This is a genomic window from Polyangium jinanense (genome assembly GCF_028435365.1).
This window is the reverse complement of record NZ_JAGTJJ010000001.1, coordinates 141,976-164,088: the sequence shown is the minus strand read 5'-3', so window position 1 is coordinate 164,088 and position 22,113 is coordinate 141,976. Positions and strand designations below refer to the sequence as shown.

16 protein-coding genes are annotated in these 22,113 nt (G+C 68.9%); 5 read left to right on the top strand and 11 right to left on the bottom strand.

The genetic code is table 11. From position 1 onward, the window contains the following. Positions 1 to 128: 128 nt before the first annotated feature. Positions 129 to 1,595, top strand: coding sequence for an ATP-binding response regulator (locus KEG57_RS00600; protein ID WP_272426058.1), 1,467 nt, complete (start codon positions 129 to 131; stop codon positions 1,593 to 1,595). Between the two features lie 353 nt (positions 1,596 to 1,948). Here the strand turns inward: KEG57_RS00600 and KEG57_RS00595 are convergent, their stop codons facing one another. The 10 genes from KEG57_RS00595 to KEG57_RS00550 form a co-directional block, all read right to left on the bottom strand. After that, entirely contained in the window at positions 1,949 to 4,336 is a 2,388-nt protein-coding gene (locus KEG57_RS00595) for an ATP-binding cassette domain-containing protein (protein ID WP_272418629.1), read from the bottom strand. A 110-nt stretch (positions 4,337 to 4,446) separates the two neighbouring features. Then, positions 4,447 to 6,762, bottom strand: coding sequence for an AAA-type ATPase lid domain-containing protein (locus tag KEG57_RS00590; protein WP_272418630.1), 2,316 nt, complete (start codon positions 6,760 to 6,762; stop codon positions 4,447 to 4,449). Between the two features lie 375 nt (positions 6,763 to 7,137). Next, complete coding sequence (locus KEG57_RS00585; protein WP_272418631.1) at positions 7,138 to 8,025, bottom strand: SDR family oxidoreductase; 888 nt, start codon at positions 8,023 to 8,025, stop codon at positions 7,138 to 7,140. 86 nt (positions 8,026 to 8,111) lie between these two features. After that, positions 8,112 to 9,122, bottom strand: a complete 1,011-nt coding sequence (locus KEG57_RS00580) for a hypothetical protein (protein WP_272418632.1) — start codon at positions 9,120 to 9,122, stop codon at positions 8,112 to 8,114. After that, positions 9,122 to 10,147 carry a hypothetical protein gene (locus KEG57_RS00575; RefSeq protein ID WP_272418633.1) on the bottom strand — a complete coding sequence of 342 codons (1,026 nt, stop codon included), beginning with the start codon at positions 10,145 to 10,147 and terminating at the stop codon, positions 9,122 to 9,124. Before KEG57_RS00575 ends, KEG57_RS00580 begins: the two co-directional genes overlap by 1 nt. 73 nt (positions 10,148 to 10,220) lie before the next feature. Next, the gene (locus KEG57_RS00570) at positions 10,221 to 11,669 is read right to left on the bottom strand and encodes a serine/threonine-protein kinase (protein ID WP_272418634.1); all 1,449 of its coding nucleotides are present in this window, start codon (positions 11,667 to 11,669) and stop codon (positions 10,221 to 10,223) included. Between the two features lie 179 nt (positions 11,670 to 11,848). Then, positions 11,849 to 12,958 carry an STAS domain-containing protein gene (locus KEG57_RS00565; RefSeq protein WP_272418635.1) on the bottom strand — a complete coding sequence of 370 codons (1,110 nt, stop codon included), beginning with the start codon at positions 12,956 to 12,958 and terminating at the stop codon, positions 11,849 to 11,851. A 179-nt stretch (positions 12,959 to 13,137) separates the two neighbouring features. Beyond that, a complete protein-coding gene (locus tag KEG57_RS00560) occupies positions 13,138 to 14,124 on the bottom strand; it encodes a hypothetical protein (RefSeq protein WP_272418636.1) in 987 nt (328 codons plus the stop codon). Positions 14,125 to 14,359: 235 nt separating this feature from the next. Next, positions 14,360 to 14,839, bottom strand: a complete 480-nt coding sequence (locus KEG57_RS00555) for a hypothetical protein (RefSeq protein ID WP_272418637.1) — start codon at positions 14,837 to 14,839, stop codon at positions 14,360 to 14,362. After that, complete coding sequence (locus KEG57_RS00550; RefSeq protein WP_272418638.1) at positions 14,829 to 15,653, bottom strand: hypothetical protein; 825 nt, start codon at positions 15,651 to 15,653, stop codon at positions 14,829 to 14,831. Before KEG57_RS00550 ends, KEG57_RS00555 begins: the two co-directional genes overlap by 11 nt. 132 nt (positions 15,654 to 15,785) lie before the next feature. Between KEG57_RS00550 and KEG57_RS00545 the strand changes: the two genes are divergently transcribed. Continuing rightward, a complete protein-coding gene (locus tag KEG57_RS00545) occupies positions 15,786 to 17,459 on the top strand; it encodes a DUF1592 domain-containing protein (RefSeq protein ID WP_272418639.1) in 1,674 nt (557 codons plus the stop codon). Next, positions 17,456 to 18,796 (top strand): DUF1552 domain-containing protein, encoded by a 1,341-nt coding sequence (locus KEG57_RS00540; protein ID WP_272418640.1) that lies wholly within the window; start codon positions 17,456 to 17,458, stop codon positions 18,794 to 18,796. The genes KEG57_RS00545 and KEG57_RS00540 overlap by 4 nt, the downstream gene beginning before the upstream one ends. 3 nt (positions 18,797 to 18,799) lie before the next feature. On the opposite strand, the gene KEG57_RS00535 is transcribed toward KEG57_RS00540, so the two are convergent. Then, a complete protein-coding gene (locus KEG57_RS00535) occupies positions 18,800 to 19,375 on the bottom strand; it encodes a hypothetical protein (protein WP_272418641.1) in 576 nt (191 codons plus the stop codon). A gap of 132 nt (positions 19,376 to 19,507) precedes the next feature. On the opposite strand from KEG57_RS00535, the gene KEG57_RS00530 reads away from it, so the two are divergent. Together KEG57_RS00530 and KEG57_RS00525 are read left to right on the top strand one after the other, a co-directional pair. Then, positions 19,508 to 21,466 (top strand): L,D-transpeptidase, encoded by a 1,959-nt coding sequence (locus KEG57_RS00530; RefSeq protein WP_272418642.1) that lies wholly within the window; start codon positions 19,508 to 19,510, stop codon positions 21,464 to 21,466. Further along, positions 21,459 to 22,088 (top strand): DsbA family oxidoreductase, encoded by a 630-nt coding sequence (locus KEG57_RS00525; protein ID WP_272418643.1) that lies wholly within the window; start codon positions 21,459 to 21,461, stop codon positions 22,086 to 22,088. Before KEG57_RS00530 ends, KEG57_RS00525 begins: the two co-directional genes overlap by 8 nt. Positions 22,089 to 22,113: the final 25 nt, after the last annotated feature.

Genomic DNA, 22,113 nt, shown 5'->3' with positions numbered 1-22,113 from the left:
AATGAGCGTGATCTTTGGATGTCCAATGATAGCGACGCATTGCAGCGTGCGTGCGTTCGCCAGAAGCCAGGATCCGGCCTCGGCACATTGACAGGGGGGCGGCCGCAGTGTAGCGAAGCTGTATCACCATGCCTGCTGCAAGCCGCGTTCCCCAGAGGCGGATCGTCTGGATCGTCGATGACTCCGCACTCGACGCCGAGCGCGCTCGCCGCGCCCTGGCAAATCATTACGACGTTCAGGTTTTTCCCGACGGCACGGCCGTCCTGGAAGCGCTGGGGAGCCATCAGGCACGGCCTGACGTGCTCGTGCTCGATTGGGTGATGCCAGGTGTTTCCGGTATCGAAGTTTGTCGATTCGTTCGTGCGATCAGTACGCACGCCCGCATGGGCATTCTGCTGCTCACCGCCCGGCAGCAAACCGAGCAGGTGGTCGAGGGGCTATCGGCCGGCGCCAACGATTACTTATCGAAGCCGTATGCGACGAGCGAACTCGAGGCACGGGTGGACGCGCTCGTGCGCTCGATAACGTTGCTCGAGCGCGCCGAGAAGGCAGAGGCGACGGTGCGCCAGGTATTGGCAAACGTTCCGGACGCTCTTTTGGTCCTGGGGGAAGAGCAGCGCATCACGTATGCGAACCCGGAGGCGCAAAAGGCACTCCATCGCTGGTCGCCTTCGATGCTCGTCGGCCAGTCGATCTGCGATCTCTTGCCAGAGCTCTCCGCCGAGCTTTTCGCGGCCGCCACGAGCGAGGAGGCATTCGCGCTGCCGGACATCACGATCGATGGCGAAGTGTACGCGCCGACGGTCCGCGTGTTTCCCGTCGACCTCGGCGGAGGCTCGACCATCCTCGCACTGCGCAACGTGACCACCCGGCGGATGGCCGAGGTGCGGCGGCTGGATTTTTATTCGATCATCGCGCACGACCTGCGCTCGCCACTCAGCGCGATGCTGATGCGCTCCGAGCTCATCCTGATGGGCAAACACGGGCCCCTCCCGCGCGAGACCGTGGTCGATCTGCACAAGATGCAGGGCTCGATCCGCGCGCTCGTGGGAATGATCAACGACTTCCTCGACCTCGCAAGCCTCGAGGGCGGGCACGTCAAGCTCGTCAAGGAAGAGGTCGATCTCGTGTCGCTCGTCGACACCGTGGCCGACGTTCTGCGCCCGCTGCTCGTCTCGGGCGAGCTCTCCTTCGAGATGCACCGCGCGCAAAGGCCCGCAGTGCTGGCCGATCGCCGGCGCCTCGGGCAGGTCGTCGCCAACCTGCTCTCGAATGCCATCAAATTCACCCCGCGCGGCGGCACGATCACAGCCACGCTCGAAGAGACGGATACGTACGTCGAAGCAGCCGTGGAAGACACCGGCAGCGGCATCCCATCGAACGAGATCTCAAAGCTGTTCCAGCGTTACAGGCGGGCAAACTCCGGCATGGCAGGCACGGGCCTCGGGCTCATGATCGTGCGCGAGGTGGTGGAGGCCCACGGCGGCACCGTGGGCGTCGACAGCGTCCTCGGCCGCGGGAGCCGGTTCTGGTTCCGCCTGCCGAAGGCCAGCGGGCACGGCGCGCATGCTCCACGCGTCGCGCGCGCCGGGTGATCGCATCGGGAGCCGCCGCGCTGGGGCTTCGCCCCAGGCCCCACCGGGGCTATCCGCCCCTGGACCCGGACCAGCGCAAGCGCTGGACCCAGGGTCGATGAACTGCGCGATGCGCAGTTCATCGAACAGGCCGAGGAACGACCCCTGTCAACCGAGACCGCCGCGCTGCCATTTCAACTGGCAACGCTGCCTGTGGTCTTGCCACCGGCTCGTGGAAGAACTGCGCATCGCGCAGTTCTTCCAACCCGAGTCCAGGGCTTGCCCTGGTTCGGGTCGAGGGGCGAACAGCCCCCGCGGGGTCCGGGGCAGCGCCCCGGCGCGGCGGCTTGCAATCGCGGGAAACGCGGACTTGCTCAGCGGGATGGGACAGCCTTCGGACGGCTTCCGACGAATGCCGCCAGGTGCTCGCCGGTCAGCGTCGACTTTGCCGCCACCAGGTCGGCTGGGGTGCCTTCGAACACGATCCGCCCGCCGTCGTGGCCTGCGCCTGGCCCGAGGTCGATGATCCAGTCGGCGTGCGCCATCACCGCCTGGTGGTGCTCGATCACGATGACCGACTTGCCGGAGTCGACCAGCCGGTCCAGGAGGCCGAGCAGCTGCTCGAGGTCGGCCAGGTGTAGCCCGGTGGTCGGCTCGTCGAGCACGTAGACGCCGCCGTCTTCACCCATGTGCGTTGCGAGCTTGAGCCGCTGCCGCTCGCCACCTGACAGCGTGGTGAGTGGTTGGCCGAGCCGCAGGTAGCCGAGCCCCACGTCGGCCATGCGCTGCAGGATCGCGTGCGCGGCTGGCGTACGCGCCTTGCCGGCGCCGAAGAAGTCGACCGCGTCTTTGACCGGCAGGTCGAGCACCTCGGCGATGTTGCGCCCGCCGAACCGGTACTCGAGCACAGACGCCTGGAACCGCTTGCCCTCGCAGTCCTCGCAGACCGTCGTGACGCCGGCCATCATCGCGAGGTCGGTGTAGATCACCCCGGCGCCATTGCAGGTCGGACACGCGCCCTCGGAGTTGGCGCTGAACAGGGCGGGTTTCACGTTGTTCGCCTTCGCGAACGCCTTGCGGATCGGCTCCAGCAGATCGGTGTAGGTCGCTGGGTTGCTTCGCCGCGAGCCACGGATCGGGGCCTGGTCGACCGACACCACCCCGTCTCGGCCCGACACCGAGCCGTGGATCAGCGAGCTCTTGCCGGACCCCGCCACGCCGGTCACCACCACCAGCACGCCGAGCGGGATATCGACGTCGACGTTCTTCAGGTTGTGCGTGCGGGCGCCGCGCACCTTCATCACACCCGACGGTTTCCGCACCGACCGCTTCAGCGAAATCCGGTCGCTCAGGTGACGCCCGGTGAGCGTACCGCTCGCCCGCAGCCCGTCGACGGTGCCCTCGAAGACCACCTCGCCGCCCGCGGTGCCGGCGCCGGGGCCGAGATCGACGACGTGGTCGGCGATCGCGATCGTCTCCGGCTTGTGCTCGACCACGAGGACGGTGTTGCCCTTGTCGCGCAGCCGCAGCAGCAGATCGTTCATCCGCTGGATGTCGTGGGGGTGCAGCCCGATCGTCGGCTCGTCGAAGACGTAGGTCACGTCGGTGAGCGACGAGCCGAGGTGGCCGATCATCTTGGTGCGTTGCGCCTCGCCGCCCGACAGCGTGCCGGTCGGCCGGTCGAGGCTGAGGTAGCCCAGCCCGATCTCCACGAACGAGTCGAGCGTGTGGCGTAGCGCCGAAAGGAGCGGCGCGACGGACGGTTGGTCCAGACCGCGCACCCACGCGGCGAGGTCGCTGATCTGCATCGCGCAGGCGTCGGCGATGTTCTTTCCCTTGATCTTGGAGGACCTGGCGGCCTCGCTGAGCCGGGTGCCGCCGCACTCGGGGCAGGTGGCGAACGTGACCGCCCGCTCCACGAAGGCGCGGATGTGCGGCTGCAGCGCGTCGACGTCCTTGGACAGGAACGACTTCTGGATCGTGGGGATCAGGCCCGCGTACGTCAGGTTGATGCCGTCGACCTTGATCTTGGTCGGCTCCTTGTGGAGCAGGTCGTGGAGCTCCTTCTTGGTGAACTTGCGGATCGGCTTGTCCGGGTCGAAGAAGCCGCAGCCGCGGAAGATCCGGCCGTACCAGCCATCCATGCTGTAGCCGGGGATCGAGAGCGCACCCTCGTTGAGCGACTTCGTGTCGTCGTACAGCTGGGAGAGGTCGATGTCGCTGACCGATCCCATGCCCTCGCATCGCGGGCACATGCCGCCGGTGCGGGTGAAGACGACCTTCTCGGCCTTGCCGGCTCCCTTCTCGACCGTGATCGACCCGGCCGCGCGGACCGAGGGGACGTTGAAGGCGAAGGCCTGGGGCGGGCCTACGAACGGTTTGCCGAGGCGGCTCCACAGCACCCGCAGCATCGCGTTGGCGTCGGTCACCGTGCCGACCGTCGAGCGGGGGTTGCCGACCAGTCGCTCCTGGTCGACGATGATCGCGGTCGTCAGCCCTTGCAGGACGTCGACTTCGGGCCGGTCCAGCGTCGGCATGAATCCCTGCACGAACGCACTGTAGGTCTCGTTGATCAGCCGCTGCGACTCCGCCGCGATTGTGCCGAACACCAAAGACGACTTGCCCGATCCCGAGACGCCGGTAAACACGGTCAGCCGCCGCTTGGGGATCTCGACGCTGACGTCCTTCAGGTTGTTCTCCCGGGCGCCCTGGACGCGGATCAGATCGTGGTTGTCTGCGGGGTGCTGGCTTTTGGAGACCATGTTGGGCTCATGTCATCGAGCACCAACGGGTTTGTCAAGAGACGCCGCCGGGTTTGTCCAGGGACCCCGCAGGCGTCTCGGATCACCCACGAGATCGAGCAGACGCCTCGCTACGTCGTCTTCGACGACCGCTTCCTGCGCGGCTGCGGCAAAGGCCCTGTCCCGCGCGCCCTGCGCTCGCTCCCTGGCGGCGGTGAGAACCCCGCGGTTTCGAGCTCACGCACCGTCACCGCGCGTGCCTCCGGCGGCGTCACGAGCGCGGCCCGGAAGAGGATCCCTTCGAGCTCCGCGTCGTTGCCCGGGAAATCGTAGTCCACGAGCGCCGCCAGCGCGCGCGGATCGATCCCGAGCGGCGCCTGCCGCAGCCGCTTTCCGATGCGCGTGAGCGTCTCCAGCACGAGGAGCGAGAGATCCTCCCCGCGCGACGAGAGCGCCGGCAGCGCCACGGACCGATCCCCGAGCCGATCCGCCAGCGCCTCCGAGAGCTTCCCGCTCGCCGCCAGCGAGTCCACCGTGCCCGGCAGCGCCACCACGAGCCCCACGTCCGCGGGCAAACCCGACGCGATCCGCATCTGCACGAGCTCCGGCAGCACGTGCGCGTCGAGCAAGACGAGTGTCCCACCCGCGGCAAGCGCGAGCGGCGACGCGACCCGATCCTGCCACTTCGCCGTGTCGTGCTCCGCCGGGTTCGTCCCGTCCACGATCACCATGACGCCCTTCTTGCGCGCCGACGCAAGGTGCACGAGCGCCGCCCACGCGACCGCGTCGATCCCAGGCGACGTCAAGAGCGTGACCGGCACGTCCACGCCCGCGAGCTGCTCCAGCCGCTGCACCGCCGCCTGCGCCGCGGGGCTGTAAAGCGCGACCCGCGCCCGCTGCTCGAAGCTCTTCGCCACGGCCTCGAACTGGCCCTCGATGCGCCCGAGCTCCGTCGCGAGGCGCGCGCGCTCCGCTTCGCGCGTTTCGAGGTCGCCCCGCGCGACGAGCTCACGCTCGCGGGAGCGCGACAGCATCGACGACACGCCGAGCACCGCGGCCAGCCGATCCGAGAGCTGCCGCAGAGCCCGCACGTCCGAGAGCGCCTTGGGCGCGACCCGCGCCCCCGCGGGCACCGTGAGCGCCCCGATCGGGCCATCCACGTCGCGGACCACGCTCACGGCCGAGAGGTGGTTGTCCTCCATCCACGCGATGAGCGGACGCACCTCGGGCTTCCGCACCGACACCGCATGCATCACCTCGATCCGCAGGATCCGCTCGGGCTCCGCGTCCGCGAGCGAGACGAGCCGCGGCGGCATCTCGGCCTTTTTCGTGTGAAGGAAGCCAGCGCGATCGACGCTGACCTGTTCGGCCGGGAAGAACCGGTAGAGGGCCGGCGGATCGCCGTCTTGCCCGAGCGCGCCGCGCAGCTCGAAGAGCGCCGATCGGAGCGCATCTTCCGGATCAGGCGTCATCGCCGCCCGCGTCGCAGCCTGCAGCGCCGGCAAGAGCCGCCCGCTCCCGGGCCCCGCCCGATGCGCGAGCCTCTGCGCGACGAGCGCCGCAATCGCAGCCGCCCCCGCCGCCCCGAACGCGATCGGCCCCGCCACGGCCGGCCGCACGTGCGCCGCATAGACCGCGCCAAGCGCGATCGGCGCGACGAGGCCCGTCGTCGCCAGCGTGAGCCGAAGGACCGAGAGGACCGTCTCGGGCTCACGGCTCGCCGCCGCAAACGCCGCGCCGACCGACGCAAGCACCACCGCGATCGGCAAGACCCGCTCAGGCGGGAGGACCTGCGCCGCGGCCGCGAGGATCCCCACGGCGAGCGCGATCGAGCCGAGCCAGAGCGCCGCCTGCGCCCGCTCCGCCACGCCGATCTCAGCGCGCCGCGTGGCCGCAAGCCGCGCCGCCGCGAAGAGCTGGACGCCGAGCGAGCCGATCGACGCAGCCACGGTCGCATAGTCGATGAGCAGCGGATCGAGCCCCTCGGTGCGCTCGGGCAGCATCGCAGCCGCGCCGGGCAGCGCCGCCGCGACCACCCAGAAGAACGCGGCAAACGCAGCAGCGTCGAGCCTACGCGCCGAGGGACTCGGCTCCGCGAGCCCACCAAGAGGTTTGATCCGCGCAATGGCCCACAAGGAGCCCATCGCTGCCAGCGCGACGCCGAGGTTCTCGCCTGCGACGAAGCCCGGCGCGCTCGCCCCGCATCGCGACGCAGTGAAGAGCGCAGCGCCAGCGATCGTGAGCCGCGCAGCCGAGCGCGCGCCCGGATCGAGCGTATCGTCGCCGCGCACGTCCTCCGCAGTCAGCCTCCAGCCGACCACACACGCGAGCGGCAAGAGCAGCGCAAACCACGTGCTCGCATCCCCGCCCGTCGCCCAGAGCCCCGCAACCGCGGCATACGCCACGGCGAGAGCCGCGATCCAGAGCGAGCGGGTATGCCAGGGCATCGCCCGGCAGGGTAGCGGAAGGGCAGCCGCTGGGCCAAAGGGCAGGGGCGCCGCGCCGGGGCTCTGCCCCGGACCCCGCGGGGGCTGTTCGCCCCTCGACCCGAACCAGGGCAAGCCCTGGACTCGGGTTGGAAGAACTGCGCGATGCGCAGTTCTTCCACGAGCCGGTGGGACAGGGACAGCGTTGCCAGTCGAAAGGTCAGCGCTGCTGTCTTGGTCGGCAGGGTCGTGGCTGGTCTTGCCTCGGCCTGTTCGATGAACTGCGCATCGCGCAGTTCATCGACCAAGGGTCCAGCGCTTGCGCTGGTCCGGGTCCCGGGGCGGACAGCCCCGGGTGGGGCCTGGGGCAACGCCCCAGCGCAGCGGCCCCCCTCCTCAGCCGAGGGGCTTACCGCCCGTGACGCCGAGCACCTCGCCGTTCACGTAGCTCGACTCGTTCGACGCGAGGAACACGTACGCTGGCGCGAGCTCTGCTGGCTGCGCGGGCCGCTCCATGGGGCTGTTTTCCCCGAAGCGCGCGTTCTTGTTCGCCGGGAACGACTGCACGACGAGCGGCGTCCACACCGGCCCTGGCGCCACCGTGTTCACCCGGATCCCGCGCTCGATCAGCCCCTGCGCGAGGCCCTTGCTGAAGGTGACGATCGCGCCTTTCGTGGCCGCGTAATCGAGGATCTCCGGGCTCGGCTGGTAGGACTGGATCGATGCCGTGTTGATGATGACGCTGCCCGGCTTCATGTGCGGCAGCGCGTGCCGGACGATGTGGAACATCGCGAGGATGTTCACGCGGAAGGTGCGCTCCACGCGCTCGGCGTCGAGCTCCTCGAATGTCTCGACGGCCTTGCCCTGCTCGGCCGCGTTGTTCACGAGGATGTCGATGCGGCCGAAGGCCTTCACCGCGTCCTCCACGAGCTTCTTGCATGCCGTGTCGGACGAGAGATCGCCGGGGAAGAGCGCGGCTTTCTGGCCGGCTTCCTCCACGAGGCGCTTCGTCTCGTTCGCGTCCTCGTGCTCGCTCAGGTACGCGATGCCCACGTCTGCGCCCTCGCGCGCGTAGGCGATCGCGACGGCGCGCCCGATGCCGCTGTCGGCGCCGGTGATCAGGGCGATGCGGTCCTTCAGCCGTCCGAGCCCTCGGTACGACGTCTCCCCGTGGTCCGCTCGAGGCTGCATGCCCGACTCGGCGCCGGGGTGCTCCTGCTCCTGCGCTGGGAACGGAGGTTTCTGCCCGAGGTCTTTGGGATCCTTCTTCGCGGCTTGCTTCATGATTCCCCCCGGCGACGTACCTGGGGTCCGGAGGGACCAACCGAAAGGATGGACGCCGGATGGGTTCGTCCGCCGCGATCATCCCTTCACTTCAGGATGAGCCGCATCGAGAAGGGGCCCGCGGGGCTCCCCGCGTTCGTATCGACGAACAGGATCGTGGGCGTCACGCCGCCGGGGATGCGGATGACCTCGTCGCCCTTCTCCGGCGAGTCGATGCACCCGTCCTGCGCGAGCTGGGACATGTCGTTCTCGCAATCGGTGCGCGCGTAGAGCACGGCGTCGAAGGTCGCGTCGAGCTGCACCTCGATCTCCTTCGCGAGCGGCGCCTTGATCGAAAAAATCGTCTGTCGCCCTTGCCCCGCGCAATCGTTCGTGTCGCAGGCTCCGCATTTCGCGTCGTTGTCGGGGCCGACCTTGTTCACGCCGAGCACCATGGCGGTGGTGCCGATCGGCGTGCCGAGCACGACGGGCACCGGGCCCGTGCAGCTCGTGCCTGGAAAGAAGCTCACGGTCAGGTGGTAGGCGCCCCGATCCTCCGACGTCCGGCCGTCCACGAAGAGGTAAATCCGCTCGCCCGTCATGACCGGGAACGAAAGGAGCTCGCCGCCGAGGGCGCTCTGGTCATGGCAAAGCACGACGCCGTCCGGGTTCGAGCAACTCGTCCGGCGCGCGTAGAGAACGCTGTTGAAGCTCGTCGCCGTGGCCGGCAGGCTCGCCGTGAGATATCCGGTCTGCTCCGCGTCGAAGACGTAGACGTGCTCCGGGCCGCTCGACGTCGTGCACCCCGTGAACGGGCCACTCTCGATCGTGCCCTTTGCCTCGGTCGTCTCGGCGTCGATCTCCACCGTGCCCCAGTCCACGAAGACGAGCGGAATGGCGTCGTCGCAGCCGAGCCCCTGCGGAGGCGCGCCTCCGGGACCGCCGTCCGCCTCGTCGCCGCCGGTGCCGCCGGTGCCGCCGCCACCACCACCGCCCGCGCCCGAGGTGACACCGATGGGCTCGATGCCCACCACGAGCCCGCAAGCCGAGAGGCTCGTGGTCGCGACGGCAAGCGCCCCGAGGACACGAAGACCCAAAGGACGAGCAGCGCCTCCCATCAGAACGCTCCTCGCACGACGCCGCCCACGCTCGCCGGCTCTGCGACCGGCAGGATCTCGATGCGCCCGGCGGCCGGCCGTTTGCCCGACCCGCTCGTGAGCCAGACGATCGCGCCCGCCGCGAGCGCGGCGCCTCCCACGACGAACCCTGCCGTCGACGCGCCCGCGAACCGCGACGCCTCGGCCCCCTTGTCGGCCACGGCTTGCGTGCACCCGGACAAACCCGCGGGCGCGCTGCATTGCCTGGGCGCCATCTCTTTGACCTCCTCCCATTTCGCGAAGGCCAGCCCGCCGGTCACGCCGCCGACCGTGAACCCCGCGAGGGCCACGCCCCCGAGCGAAAGGACCAGCGGGGGCGGAGGGCTCATCCCTCGCCGTTCGTCGCGTCCACGTGGCACCTCGCGCACGCGCGGCGCCCACGCTGCGGGCGCGGGGATGGGCACGGTCACCGTCTCGCCATTCCTCGACACGTTCACGACGCTCTCCCAGGCCTGTTTGTCCGGCCGGATGGCGCGGATCGTGTGTTTTCCGAGGTCCACCGGCATCGGCGTGCCCCAGAGCGCCTCGCCGACCGCCACGCCGTCGCGCGTGATCGTGAGGCCCTTCCGGTCCGCGACGGACGCCGGCACCATCAGCACGAGCCTCGGCAGCTCGGCATCGAGGGCGTCGGCGCGGGCGCGCGCCTCGGCCTCGCGCGCTCGGTTTTTCCCGGTCGCCTTGTCGGCCTCGGCGACCGCGACGTAGAGCGCCCACGCGCTCGCGGGCCGCGCCGTCGCCTCGTAACACCTGGCGAGCTCGAGCTTCGTCCCGTTCGCCGGATCGAGCCGATCGCTCTCCTCGTACATCTCGCAGGCGCGCGCGTGATGCCCCTCGAGCGCGAGCACGTACGCGTCCTGGTAGAGTTTTTCCGCGGTCGCGCGGACATCGGGCGGCACCTCGGCGGACGCGCTGCCCGCGAGCGTCACCGCGAACGCGGCCCCGAGGAGGAGGGCCGCGGCGCGGGGGAGATTCCTATCGATAATCACGCGAGCCAATAGGACCATTCTAGGCAAGCCCCCGTGCGCCATGGCGCAGCCGTCCTCGCGCAGATGATGTTCGTCAATAGCGCGGAGGAGGTCGGGGTGTCGAGCGATTCTGTGGAAAAACCGTCCGCCCTGTGGTCGAAGGAGGCGCCGACCCCGACGAAATCGGAACGACCCCGACAGAAGCGGCCGCGGGCGCGACCGTTTTGGCCTCGTTCGGGGCCTGCTCCGACGCGGACAAACCCGTGCTCGGGAGGGTCGCGGGGAGGGGAGGAAACAGAAAAGACGATGCGGCGGGGACCGGCGACGCGGTCGTATGGGCCCCGGGGGACATCTTGTAAAAGAATCCGCCGAGCGGCACGCTGAGCGTGAGCACGATCGCGGCCGCCGCGAAATGCCGCACCATGGCGCGCCGCGGCTTTGCCGTATGCGTCTCGGTCGGCGCGCCGAGGTTCGACGGGAGCGTCCCGCCCTCTGCTGGAATCGTCGTTTGAATGCCTGCGCGCGTCCACGGCGGAGGGGTGCGGCCGAGGTCCATCGTTTGATCGGCTCGCAGCGCGAAGCTCGCATCGACCTCTGGCACGGCGGCGATCGACATCGCGGCTTTTTTCGTCGCCTGAGCGTGCACACGCTCGATGCGCGCGACGAGCGCCGCCGGCGGCTCCGGGTCGGGGCGCGCGAGCGGCGCGAGATCACGCGCCAGGGCGACCACGTCCGGATAACGCCGCTCGCGGTCCTTCTCCAGGCAACGCAGGATGATCGCGTCGAGGCTCGGCGGCAGGTCCTTGCGGAGCGAGGACGGCACGGGCGGCTTCTTGTTCGCGAGCTGGGAGAGGATCTGCAGCACGTTGCTGCCGCCGAAAGGACATTCCCCCGTGACGAGCTGGAAGAGGATGATCCCGAGCGCCCAGATGTCGCTTCGCCCGTCGATGTCGCGCGCGGCGTTGATCTGCTCGGGGGACATGTAGAGAGGCGAGCCCACGATCGCGCCGGTGCTCGTGCGGGTCGGGCCTTCGTCGCGGAGGAGCTTCGACACCCCGAAATCGAGCACCTTGACGCAGGGCGAGCCGTCGTGGGCCTGGGTCAGGAAGAGGTTGTCGGGCTTGAGGTCGCGATGGACGATGCCGAGCGCGTGGGCCTCGGCGAGCGCCTCGCATGCGTGCAGGACGTGGATCGCCGCCTCCTCCACGGGCAGCGGACCGACCTCGGCGAGCCGCGAAAGCAAGGTTTGTCCTTCGAGGTACTCCATGACCATGAAGGGCGCATCGTTCGGCAGGCGTCCGACGTCGTAGACGCGCGCGACGTGCGTGCTGCGCAGCTCGGACAGGGCCCGCGCCTCGCGCAGGAAGCGCTCGATGCAGAGGGCCGAGGCGACCACGTGGGGCTGCATCACCTTGATCGCGCGGCGCGTGCGCAGCTCGAGGTGCGTGGCCGCGACGACCACGCCCATCCCGCCGGAGCCGAGGAGACGATCGACGCGGTATTTCTCCGCGATCACGTCCCCGATTGCGACCGGCAAACTCATGGCGCCCCCGCCCCCCTGCGTCGACCCTCCGTCTCGGCCGATTTCGTCCCGTCCGGCCCCACCTTCGACGCAAAATTCAGACGCATTATGGCATGGCATCCCGATACTTCAAAATCGGGGCCGTCGGAAACTGCACCGTCCTTCGACCGAGACAGACCCTCGCCGCCCAGACGCGCGCTTCAGCGCCGGAAGGGCCTCTGCGCAGGACGCGACGCCGAAAGCGCATCCCGCAGCGATCGCATCACCGCCGCGCCCGCGAGCTCCGCGCCGCTCTGCACGAGCTCCCTTGCAAGCGCCGGCCGCACGCCCGTCACCATCGGCCGCGCGCCGAGCAGCCGCACGGCGCTGATGAGCCGCACGAGCTGGGCGAGCCCTGCGCCCTCCGAGGCCGTCGCGCCCGTCAGATCGAACACGACCACCTGCGCCCCGCGCTCCATCACCGCGGGCAAGAGACGCCGTTCGAGCTCTGCGCTCCGCGCCTCGGTCAAGGCCGCGACGATCGGCACCGCGACGACCCCTTCGGCGACGTCGAGCAGCGGCGCCGACAGCTCCAGGATCTCGCGCTGCTGCGCCTCGATCAGCGCCTCGCGCTCCCGCCGATTCGTCACGTCCACCTGATGCACGACGACCGCGTACTTCCCGGTCGCCGGATCACTCGTCCGCCGCGCCTCCACGGCGTGCCACCGCGGACCGTCGTTCGTGAGCGCGACGAGCTCCTCGTGCAGCACCTCCTGGGTCTTGGCGACCTTCAGGATCCGCGTCGCCGCGCTTGGGTCCTCGAACCAGGCCGACGGCGTGCTCGACCTGCCGAAGGCGCGCTCGGCGGCCGGGTTCGTCACGAGCACGGAGCCTTCCGTGGAGAGAAGCGCGACCATCGCGGAGACGTGCCGCAGCGCCTCGTCGCTACGTAGGATCCTCGGGTCTTGCTGCTCGGTCCGCACGTGGCCTTCGTAAAGCAGGGCGAAGCGGCCGTCGTCGAGCTCGATGGCGGACATGAAGACCCGCAGGTGCAAGGGCTCGCCGCGGGGATAGAACGTGAACGTGTGCTCGATGTGCGCGTCGCGGCCCGCGCACAGCTTGCGGAGCAAGCCCTCGTTGCGGCTGCGGGTCGCGGCGGAGGCATCGGAGTAGTCGCGGGTGAGGAACTCGTCGAGGTTCGGCGAGCGCCAGATCTCGAGGGCGGCGGCGTTCCCCCAGGCCATGCGGGCCCGCTCCACGTCGAAGACCCATACCGGCAGGCAGAGCCGCTCCACACCACGCAAGCGCTCCACGAGGGTGGTCTCAGGCATACGTCCCTGGCGGTATACCTCCGATCGGGGCGGAGTGTGGAGATGCTCGAGGCCTGAAATGTGCGGCGCGCGATGGCCGGTTGGCTGCGTCACGACAATACGTTGCCCGTGGTCGCGTATAGTGTCCTGGAACCAGAGTTTGTCGAAGCTCACCTCGCCCGCGCCAGCGCGAACACACTCTACGGGAGGATGATGCTGCCGCCCGTATGCTTCGACCGCCAGACCACCGCGGCCTGGTCCTGGCACTCCGTGGCGGCGGTGACGCTGGTGTCGTTTTCGGCATTGAACGTGGCCTGGATGCGATACTTGCGCGCGCGGCCCCCGGTATTGGTGGCGTTCGAGCGGAAGCGCGCGCCCACGCCGAACGCTTCGAGGTCGATCGTGTCGACACCCACGAACGTTCCAGCCTCGTCCGTGCACTGCACGGTGACGCTCACGAATACGCCATTGCCGTCGCAGCTCCCCGGCTGGCCGAACGGGACGGCCTTCGACGCGCAGATGGCCATTTCGCGCTCGTGACCCCACGAGGTCTCGACCCCCCCGCCGTTGTCCGGGAGCGACAGCAGGGTGGTGGCGCCCTTCAAGACCTGGATCGCATTCCCGGTGATCTGCGAGTCGGCGTTGAAGCTGCTCTGGAACGTCCCGATCGTGAAGGAGCTATAGCCCGTCGACGCATTGTAATCGTCGAGCGTCCCAGCCCAGCCCCAGCAGTTGAGACCCGAGTTGTGGTAGTCGAAGGGCTCGTTCGTGAGATTCTGGACCGCGGGCATCACGAACATCGGCGCGAGCTTTCGTGGCTCCGCGGGCACCGTACCGGTCCGGGCGACGACCTCCGCGTGGTGCTCCACGAGCCGCGACGGGACGGGCGTCCCTTCCGGCGCGAGCGCGAGGAAGACCTCGAGCGCGGAGGCATTCTGCTCGTGGAGCAGCGACGAGAGATCGACGTTGCCGATCTCCCAGAACCCGACGCCATCCCCCTCGTCGACGAAGATCACCTTCCCGCTGGACAGCTCCAGGGTCGCGATCTTTCCATCCACCTGTGCGCTCTCGGGCGCCGCGCCCGGCATCTTGATGCCGTCCTCGATTTCCGTCGTGGAATCGACGACGCAGGCCGGGAGCACGCAGGCGAGGAGGGCGAACGCGTGCAAAGCAACGGTCTTGTACATATGGCTTCGTCACTCTTCCTTTCTCGCGAAGGCGGATGCCGCTTGCGAAAATCCGTCTCGTCGGGTAGTTGACGAAGCCATCGCAAAGGCGATGCCAGCCGCGCACGATCGCCGAATGCGGCCTTTTTCCGCAGCGCAGCGGTGCGCGCATCCCATCCATGACACGACGCCGTGACGGGTGTCATGTCCGCGTGACGCTCGCTGTCACGGCCGCATGACACGGCCGCGTGATCCCCTACGGCCCGCCCCCGCCGTCTCCGTTTCCGTCTTCACCGCCCGTCGGCATCTGCGCCGAAATCCAATCTCGCACGCAGGCGAGCTCCTCCGGCGTCAGCGTTGGCTTTCCGATCGGCATCGGCGACCCGCAGCTTGGCAGCGGCAGCAATTTTTCGTAAAGCAAGCTCGATTCCGGGACCACCGGGTCCACGAGGATCCCCGGGCAATCGCGTCCCATCTTGTCGACGAGCCGTGAAACCACGCCCGGCGCTATCAAATCGAGCCCCGCTGCCGGCTCGGCGCCCTCGTGGCAGATCGACCCGCCGCAGCTCTTCGGAAAGAGCTCCGTCACGACGTCCGGGCAGGTGAAGCCGCCGCCGTCGAGGAAGCGGTCGGGGTCTTCCAGCCGACCGGGACAACCCGCGGCGAGCAGTGTGATCACGAGCGGCAAGAGCGCGGAGGCGAGCGCGCGCCGGAGGGAACGGTTTTCACGGGGCATAGTCGATCCCAAGCTTCACACCGCCGAATTGATCGAGCGCCCCGCCGGCCACGTACGCGTCGCCGGGCACGGGCACGAACGTCGAGAAGAACCGCGTATATCCGAACGAAAGCGAGATCTCCGTGCCCTTCGCGAGCGCGAATGCGACGCCGAGATCCGCGTCGATCCCGCCGAGCGTCGCATCACGAAACCGCTCGTAGAGCGCCCCGCCCGAGGTGGGCTCCAGATACTCGAATGCCGCCACCAGCGTGAGCGGCCCGGCGAGCCCGATCCGCCCGTCCAGGCCCACGCGCACGAGCCTGTAGCTCACCGTCGGGATCTCCGCCGCGAGGGGCCCCGTCTCCTGGAATGAAAAACCGAGCCAACCGTACCCCACGCGTGGCGCGACCACCGGCGCGCGCTCCCCGCGCCCGAGCCGGATCGGCACGCGGAGCGCCACATTCCCGCGATCCCAGCTCGTCTGGATATCGCGCCCCTCGGTCACGGCGGACGTGAGGTGCGGCGCGAACGTGTACGCCCCCGTGATCGCCACGCCTTCGAGCACCGGCACGCGTGTCCAGCGCAAGGGCTGGATCTCGCCGCCGAGGGAGATCATCGGTACCCCCACGACGTCGTACGGCCGCAGGTTCGTGGCGATCTTCAGCGGGTCCGAGTACGCGAACCAACGCGCCGCGACCTCCACGCCGAAGTGCAAGCTGCCCCCGACCGGCGAGGCGGAAGCGGGAGCGGCGGCGGATGCGGCCACGGAGGCGGTGGCGATCGCGGTCGTGATCGCGATCATCCCGGCGACGCGGCGGATTCCCCTTCTCGGCACGGCCCGCAGGGTAGCGATCTCTCCCTCGCCGTCGAGCCGAAGCACGCGTACGGCATCAGGAAATGGTCGACGGCCGGCCCACCTTCTTCTACGCTCGGAGAGCCGCGGCCAAGCCCCCGCGGATCCTTGCTCATGACCTACGCTGTGCGCTTGCCCTGGCTTCTCGGTGGCGCCCTCGCCCTTTCTGCGGCGGCGTCCCTCGCGGCTTGCTCGGGTCACATCGGCGACCCGCCGGGTGAAGATACCGGGGAGGCTCCTGCCTTCCAGTGCGTCGGCACGATCCCCGGCAAATCGCCCATCCGGCGCATGACCCGGTTCGAGTACAACAACACCGTCCGCGACCTGCTCGGCGACGACACCCAGCCCGCTTCGAGCTTCGTGCCCGAGGAAGAGGCCATGGGCTTCGACAACCAGGCCACGGCCCTCGGCGTCACCCAGATCCTCGCCGAGCAGTACATGGTCGCGGCCGAGCAGATCTCCGCCCGCGCAGTGAAGAACCTCGGCGCCCTGCTCCCCTGTGATCCCGAAACGATCGGGCAGCAGGCGTGTGCCACCACCTTCATCCAGACCTTCGGCCGCCGCGCGTATCGCCGCCCCCTCACGGACGACGAGGTCTCGCGCTTCCAGGACGTCTTCTCGTGGGGCCTCGGCGAGGACGGTTTTTCCAAGGGCATCGAGCTCGTCCTCCAGGTGATGCTCCAGTCCCCGCACTTCCTCTACCGCGTCGAGTTCGGCATGCCCGACCCCGTCGAGGCCGACGTCGTGCCCCTCTCCCCCCACGAGATCGCCTCGCGCCTCTCGTACATGCTCTGGGGCACCATGCCGGACGAGGCTCTCTTCTCCGCCGCGGACGAGGGACGCCTCGACACGAAGGAAGAGATCGCCAAGGAAGCGCGCCGCATGCTGGGCGATCCGCGGGCGCGCGAGGCCGTGGCGAACTTCAACGCCCAGTGGCTCGGCCTCTCCCACCTCGACAACATCAAGAAAGACAGCTCCACGTACCCCAAGTACTACGAGGGCATCCGCCCGCTCTGGCGGGCCGAGACCCTCGCGTTCCTCGAAGACGTCATCTTCGAGGGCCAGGGCGACATCGGCAGCGTCTTCACCGCCAACTACTCGATGCTCAACGCCGAGCTCGCCTCGTTCTACGGCGTCGAGGATGGCCCGGCCACGCAGAGCTTCGAGCGCGTCGAGCTCGATCCCACGAAGACCTCTGGCATCCTCACGCACGCGAGCGTCCTCGCCGCCACGGGCAAGCCGAACCAGACTTCGCCCGTGCATCGCGGCAAGTTCGTCCGTGAGCGCCTCCTCTGCCAGATCCTCCCGCCGCCGCCGAACAACGCCGCCTTCAACGCGCCCGACGTCCGCCCCGACGCCACCACGCGCGAGCGCTTCGCCGAGCACTCGGAGAACCCGGCTTGTGCGGGCTGCCACGTGAAGATGGATCCCGTCGGCTTTGGCTTCGAGCACTATGACGGCATCGGCCTCTACCGCGACACCGACCAGGGTTTGCCCATCGACGACTCCGGCGAGCTCGTCGACACCCGCGGCATCGACGGCCCCTTCGAGGGCGTCGTCGAGCTTGGCCGGCGCCTCGCGCAGAGCGAGGAGGCGCGCCAGTGTGTCGCCACCCAGTGGTTCCGCTTCGCCTACGGCCGTGTCGAAGGCGAGGACGATCGTTGCTCGATGAGCGAGATCCAGCAGGCCTTCGCGGCGAGTGGCTTCAACGTCCAGGAGCTGCTCGTCGCCCTCACCCAGACCGACGCGTTCCGGTATCGCCGGGCCGTCGTGACGCAGGCACCATGAAACAGAGGACCCTGAGCCGTCGCACGCTCCTTCGCGGCCTCGGCGGCGTGGCCGTTGGCCTGCCGTTCCTCGGGGCCATGGCCGATTCGGCCCGCGCCACCGCCTTCCCGAAGCGTTTTGTCGTCTTCTTCACGGGCCTCGGCACGGTCAAACCCGCGTGGATCCCCACGGGCACCGAGACCGACTTCACCTTCGGCCCCATCCTCGCCCCGCTCGAACCCTTCAAGAAGAAGGCGATCCTCCTCGAAGGCGTCGACTACGAGTCCGCCTACCACGGCCCCGGCGACCCGCACCAGCAGGGCATCGGCCATGCGCTCACGGGCACCGAGCTCCAGGAGGGCTCGCTTTTCCCGTACGCTTGCAACCCAGGCAAGATGGTCGGCTGGGGCGGCGGCATCTCGCTCGATCAGTTCCTCGCGGATCAGATCGGCCAGACCACGCGCTTCCCCTCGCTCGAGTTCGGCGTCCAGGTCCAGTACGCCAACGTCTCGGCGCGCATCTCCTACCGCGGCCCCGGACAACCTGTCCCGCCCGAGGACGACCCGTACCAGGCGTACACGCGCATCTTCTCGGACCTCGGCACCGACCCCGAGGCCCTCGCGCGCCTGCGTGCGCAGAGGAAGACCGTGCTCGACGCCGTGACCGGCGACTACAAGCACCTCTCCTCGCGCCTCGGCACGAGTGATCGCATGAAGGTCGACGCGCACCTCGAGGCCGTCCGCGAGATCGAAAAGCGCCTCGATGCGCCTGGCGTCATTGGCGGCTCCTGCAATCCGCCCGTCCTCGGCGCGCCGGTCGAGCCCCTCGAAAACGACAACTACCCGGAGATCGCCAAGACCCAGCTCGACCTCCTCGCGATGTCGCTCATTTGCGACCTCACGCGGGTCGCGAGCATCCAGTGGACCACGGTCCAGACGGGCAAGGTCTTCACCTGGCTCGGCCAGGACGAACCCCATCACACGCTCTCGCATTCGAGCGATTCCGACACGAAGCGGCAGCAGGCGCTCATCGACATTGGCAACTGGCACGCGCAGCAGCTCGCGTACCTCTGCCAGAAGCTCGACAGCGTCCCCGAAGGCGACGGCACGGTCCTCGACAACACCGTCATCCTCTGGTGCAGCGACATTGCGCAGGGCAACACCCACGCGCGCCGCGACGTCCCGCTCCTCCTCATGGGCGGCGCGGGCGGCGCGCTCGCCACCGGGCGATGGCACAAGCATTCCGGCGCCTATCACAACGATCTTCTGATCGCGATCGCCCATGCCATGGGCGTGCCCGTCACGACGTTCGGCAATCCGGCCTTTTGCAAGGGGCCGCTGCCGGGCTTGCTCGTCTAGCCCTCAAGCGGCCGCTCCACGCGCCACTTCCGCTCGAATTGCGTCCACGCGCCCCGCCGCGAGGAGCCCTCGGACGAGCGAGACCAGCAGGCCCCCCTTCGCGAAGATCTCTGCGATCCCGCTGGCGGACATGAACGCCAGGAAAAACAGGGCCGGCGCGGCCACGTACCCGAGGATCTGCGAGAGCAGCCAGATCCCGAGCGCCACCGCGAACGCCGCGTTCGGGGATCGACGCGACCAGGCCGCGCAGGTGATGAGCAGCAGGCCGAGGCCCCCGTTCGCGAGGAGGGGGAGCGTGTCCGCCCACGAATCGATCGAGGTCGACACGGTCTCGACACTCCGGGCCAGGTAAAAGACGAACAGCGCAAGCACGACGTACAACGCGCCGCCCACGAACAGCACCGTCGCCGACCGGCGCATGCTTTGTTTCGCCTCGCCGTACTCGGTGTGCGCGCGCTCCAGCCGCGCTTCGAGGTCGTCGCGCAGCGCCCGCGACACCGGCGTCTTGCACGCGGGGCAAGCGGTGTGCTGGAACGAGACGTCCGCTCCACATGGGCAAGGCACGCTCACGTCGATCATGGCTCGGGCGCGCAGCCTCGCACGGCGCGACGGCGCACGGAAGTACGTCGCATCCCACCTTGGGCCGAGCGTTCTCCGTCCTCCCCGCACCTTCCCTTTGCATCCGGCCGCATCTTTTGGCATCCATCCCCCATGATCCCGCGCGCTCGCCTCTCCGCTCCCTCGCTTTTTGTGGGCTCGGGCCGCGCGCGGCTCGGCGCCTTCACCCTCGCCGTTCTCGCGGCCCTCACCGCCCTCGGCTGCAAGCGCCCCGGCGCGGCCGCGCAGACCGACGGCGGCGTCCCCGACGACGCGGCTGCGCCGCCGCCTGCCGTCCAGGGCCAGAACGCGGTTCCCGAGCCCCCGCCGCCTCCGGACAAACCGCTCCTCGGCATCACGGCGTTCGTCACCACCGTCTACGCCGAGCCGCGCGACACCGCGAAAAAGCTCGGCTACCTGCGCGTCGGGGCCAAGGTCGCCCGCTCGGAAGAGCCTGTCGGCAAGGCCGGTTGTCCGGGCGGCTGGTACGAGATTCACCCGAAGGGCTTCGTTTGCGCCGGGGACGAGGCCACGACCGACCTCGAAAATCCCATCCTCAAGGCCGCCGCCAAGCGCCCGGACCTCAAGGCCGCGCTCCCGTATCGATATGCGTTCGTCCGGGCCGTCCTCCCCCTGTACGTCAAGGTCCCCACGGCCAAGCAGCAGTACGACTCCGAGTTCAAGCTCCAGGAGCACCTCGACTGGTACAAGCAGAACGAGGCCACGGTGAACCAGGTCGTCCTCGGCGCGCCCGACGTGCCGATCGACGATCGTGGCGTCCCCGTTCCCGGCAAGCACATCGGCGAAATGGGCCTCGGCAAAAATTCGCAGGAGCTCGCACTCGGCCAGCTCCTCGGCGGCGAGAGCGACGCGGATCCCATTCCTTTCTGGCTCGAAGGCGGAAAACGCCTCATCCCCAACATCAGCGATTTCAAGGTCCCTGATTTCGCCGTCTTCGCCGACCGCGCGCGTCGCCACACCGGCCTCTCGCTCATCGGCTCCTTCCCCACGGGCGAGGACAACCTCAATCGCCGCTTCGCGATCACCACGGATCTGCGCCTCGCGCCGAACACCAAGATCAAGCCCGACCTCGGCTCGCCCTGGCATGGGCTCGAGCTCACGGACGAGTTCTCGCTCCCGCTCGCGTTCGTCCGCACGCAGGGCGCCAAGACGTATCGCATCTCCAAGGGCAAGGCCATTCCCGAAGTCGACGTCGAATGGCGCAGCGTCCACGCGCTCGCCGGCACCATGAAGACCGTCGAGGGCGTCAAGTATTACCGCACCAAGGACAAACGCTGGCTCAGCCAGCTCGACGTCGGCCTCGCCGTCCCGCCCGCCTCGTTCCCCGAGGACGCCGAAAAGGGCAAGAAATGGATCGAGATCTCCATCACGAACCAGACCTTCGTGATGTGGGAGGGCAAGCGCCCCATTTACGCGACGCTCGTCTCCACGGGCAAAGCTGGCCTCGACGATCCCAAGAAGACCACGGCCACGGTCCGCGGCGTCTTCAAGATTCGCAACAAGCACATCACGGCCACCATGGACTCGAACGAGGGCTCGAGCGTGGGCGGCGCCAAGGTCACGACCGTCGCCGCCTCGCATTCGCCCGACGGTGGCGGCAAGGCCGCGGCGCCGAAGGCCGGCGATAAGAATGCAAAACCCGGCGGCAAGCCCGATCCCAAGGCGGCCGCGAAGGGCGGCAAACCTGCGGCGAAGCCGGCCGCCGCGAAGCCCGGCGCTGCAAAGGGCAAACCCGCCCCTGCGGCCGGGGGCGCCGAGAAGATCCCGACGAAGGGCGACGGCGAGTACGGCGTCACGCGGCGCCGCGGCGAGGGCACGTTCCAGCTCCGCGACGTCCCGTACATCCAGTATTTCGAGAGTGGATATGCGCTCCACACGGCGTACTGGCACGACGTCTTCGGCACGCCGCGCAGCCACGGCTGCGTCAATCTCTCCCCCGTGGACGCGCACCGCGTCTTCCTCTGGACCGACCCGCCCGTCCCGGAGGGCTGGCATGCGGTGAACGCAGGCGAGGATTTCGGGGAGGGGACCACGGTGATCGTTCATGAATGAGCCGGCCCAGGGCGCGGCCTCGGGCGCGCCGTACATATTTTACGGCGACCTCAATTGCCCATTCTGCCACGCGCAGAACGAGCGGCTCCTGGAGCTCTGTGCGGAGCGCAAGGTCGAATGGCGCGGCATCCGCCACATGCCGCACCTTCCCATTCCTGCGAAGAATACGACCCCCGAGCGTGAGGAGCTCCAGCGCGAGGTCCTCTCCGTGCGGCAACGCGAGCCCGCCGTCAGCATCAGCACGCCGCCGGCGCGGCCGAACACCGAGCGGGCGACGCTCCTCGTCGCGGCCGCTCGCCGGCACGACCCGGCCCGCGCGGAGTCCTTGAAGACGCTTCTGTATCGGGCCTTGTGGGTTCACGCCCGGGACATCTCCGACTCGTGCGTGCTCGACGAGCTCCGCCGTGTCGCGGGTTTGCCCGAGCTCATCGTCGGGGAAAACGACAAAAAGACCCTGGAGACCTGGCAAAAAGAATGGGAGCAGGGCCCGTTCGACCGGAGAATCCCGGTGCTCGTCTCGCCGCGCGGGGCACGCCTCGTCGGTATGGGCGAGCGTGGCCGCCTCGAAGTGTTCCTCCGATCCGGCATTCTCAATGCGGACGGAGCCGGCCACTGCGATTGACCGGGCTCGCCTTCCGGGAGGTCTC

Bases quoted from the DNA above. Each gene is read 5' to 3' on its own strand.
- KEG57_RS00600 (WP_272426058.1), top strand. From the start codon at position 129: ATGCCTGCTGCAAGCCGCGTTCCCCAGAGGCGGATCGTCTGGATCGTC.
- KEG57_RS00595 (WP_272418629.1), bottom strand. From the start codon at position 4,336: ATGGTCTCCAAAAGCCAGCACCCCGCAGACAACCACGATCTGATCCGC.
- KEG57_RS00590 (WP_272418630.1), bottom strand. From the start codon at position 6,762: ATGCCCTGGCATACCCGCTCGCTCTGGATCGCGGCTCTCGCCGTGGCG.
- KEG57_RS00585 (WP_272418631.1), bottom strand. From the start codon at position 8,025: ATGAAGCAAGCCGCGAAGAAGGATCCCAAAGACCTCGGGCAGAAACCT.
- KEG57_RS00580 (WP_272418632.1), bottom strand. From the start codon at position 9,122: ATGGGAGGCGCTGCTCGTCCTTTGGGTCTTCGTGTCCTCGGGGCGCTT.
- KEG57_RS00570 (WP_272418634.1), bottom strand. From the start codon at position 11,669: ATGAGTTTGCCGGTCGCAATCGGGGACGTGATCGCGGAGAAATACCGC.
- KEG57_RS00565 (WP_272418635.1), bottom strand. From the start codon at position 12,958: ATGCCTGAGACCACCCTCGTGGAGCGCTTGCGTGGTGTGGAGCGGCTC.
- KEG57_RS00560 (WP_272418636.1), bottom strand. From the start codon at position 14,124: ATGTACAAGACCGTTGCTTTGCACGCGTTCGCCCTCCTCGCCTGCGTG.
- KEG57_RS00555 (WP_272418637.1), bottom strand. From the start codon at position 14,839: ATGCCCCGTGAAAACCGTTCCCTCCGGCGCGCGCTCGCCTCCGCGCTC.
- KEG57_RS00545 (WP_272418639.1), top strand. From the start codon at position 15,786: ATGACCTACGCTGTGCGCTTGCCCTGGCTTCTCGGTGGCGCCCTCGCC.
- KEG57_RS00540 (WP_272418640.1), top strand. From the start codon at position 17,456: ATGAAACAGAGGACCCTGAGCCGTCGCACGCTCCTTCGCGGCCTCGGC.
- KEG57_RS00535 (WP_272418641.1), bottom strand. From the start codon at position 19,375: ATGATCGACGTGAGCGTGCCTTGCCCATGTGGAGCGGACGTCTCGTTC.
- KEG57_RS00530 (WP_272418642.1), top strand. From the start codon at position 19,508: ATGATCCCGCGCGCTCGCCTCTCCGCTCCCTCGCTTTTTGTGGGCTCG.
- KEG57_RS00525 (WP_272418643.1), top strand. From the start codon at position 21,459: ATGAATGAGCCGGCCCAGGGCGCGGCCTCGGGCGCGCCGTACATATTT.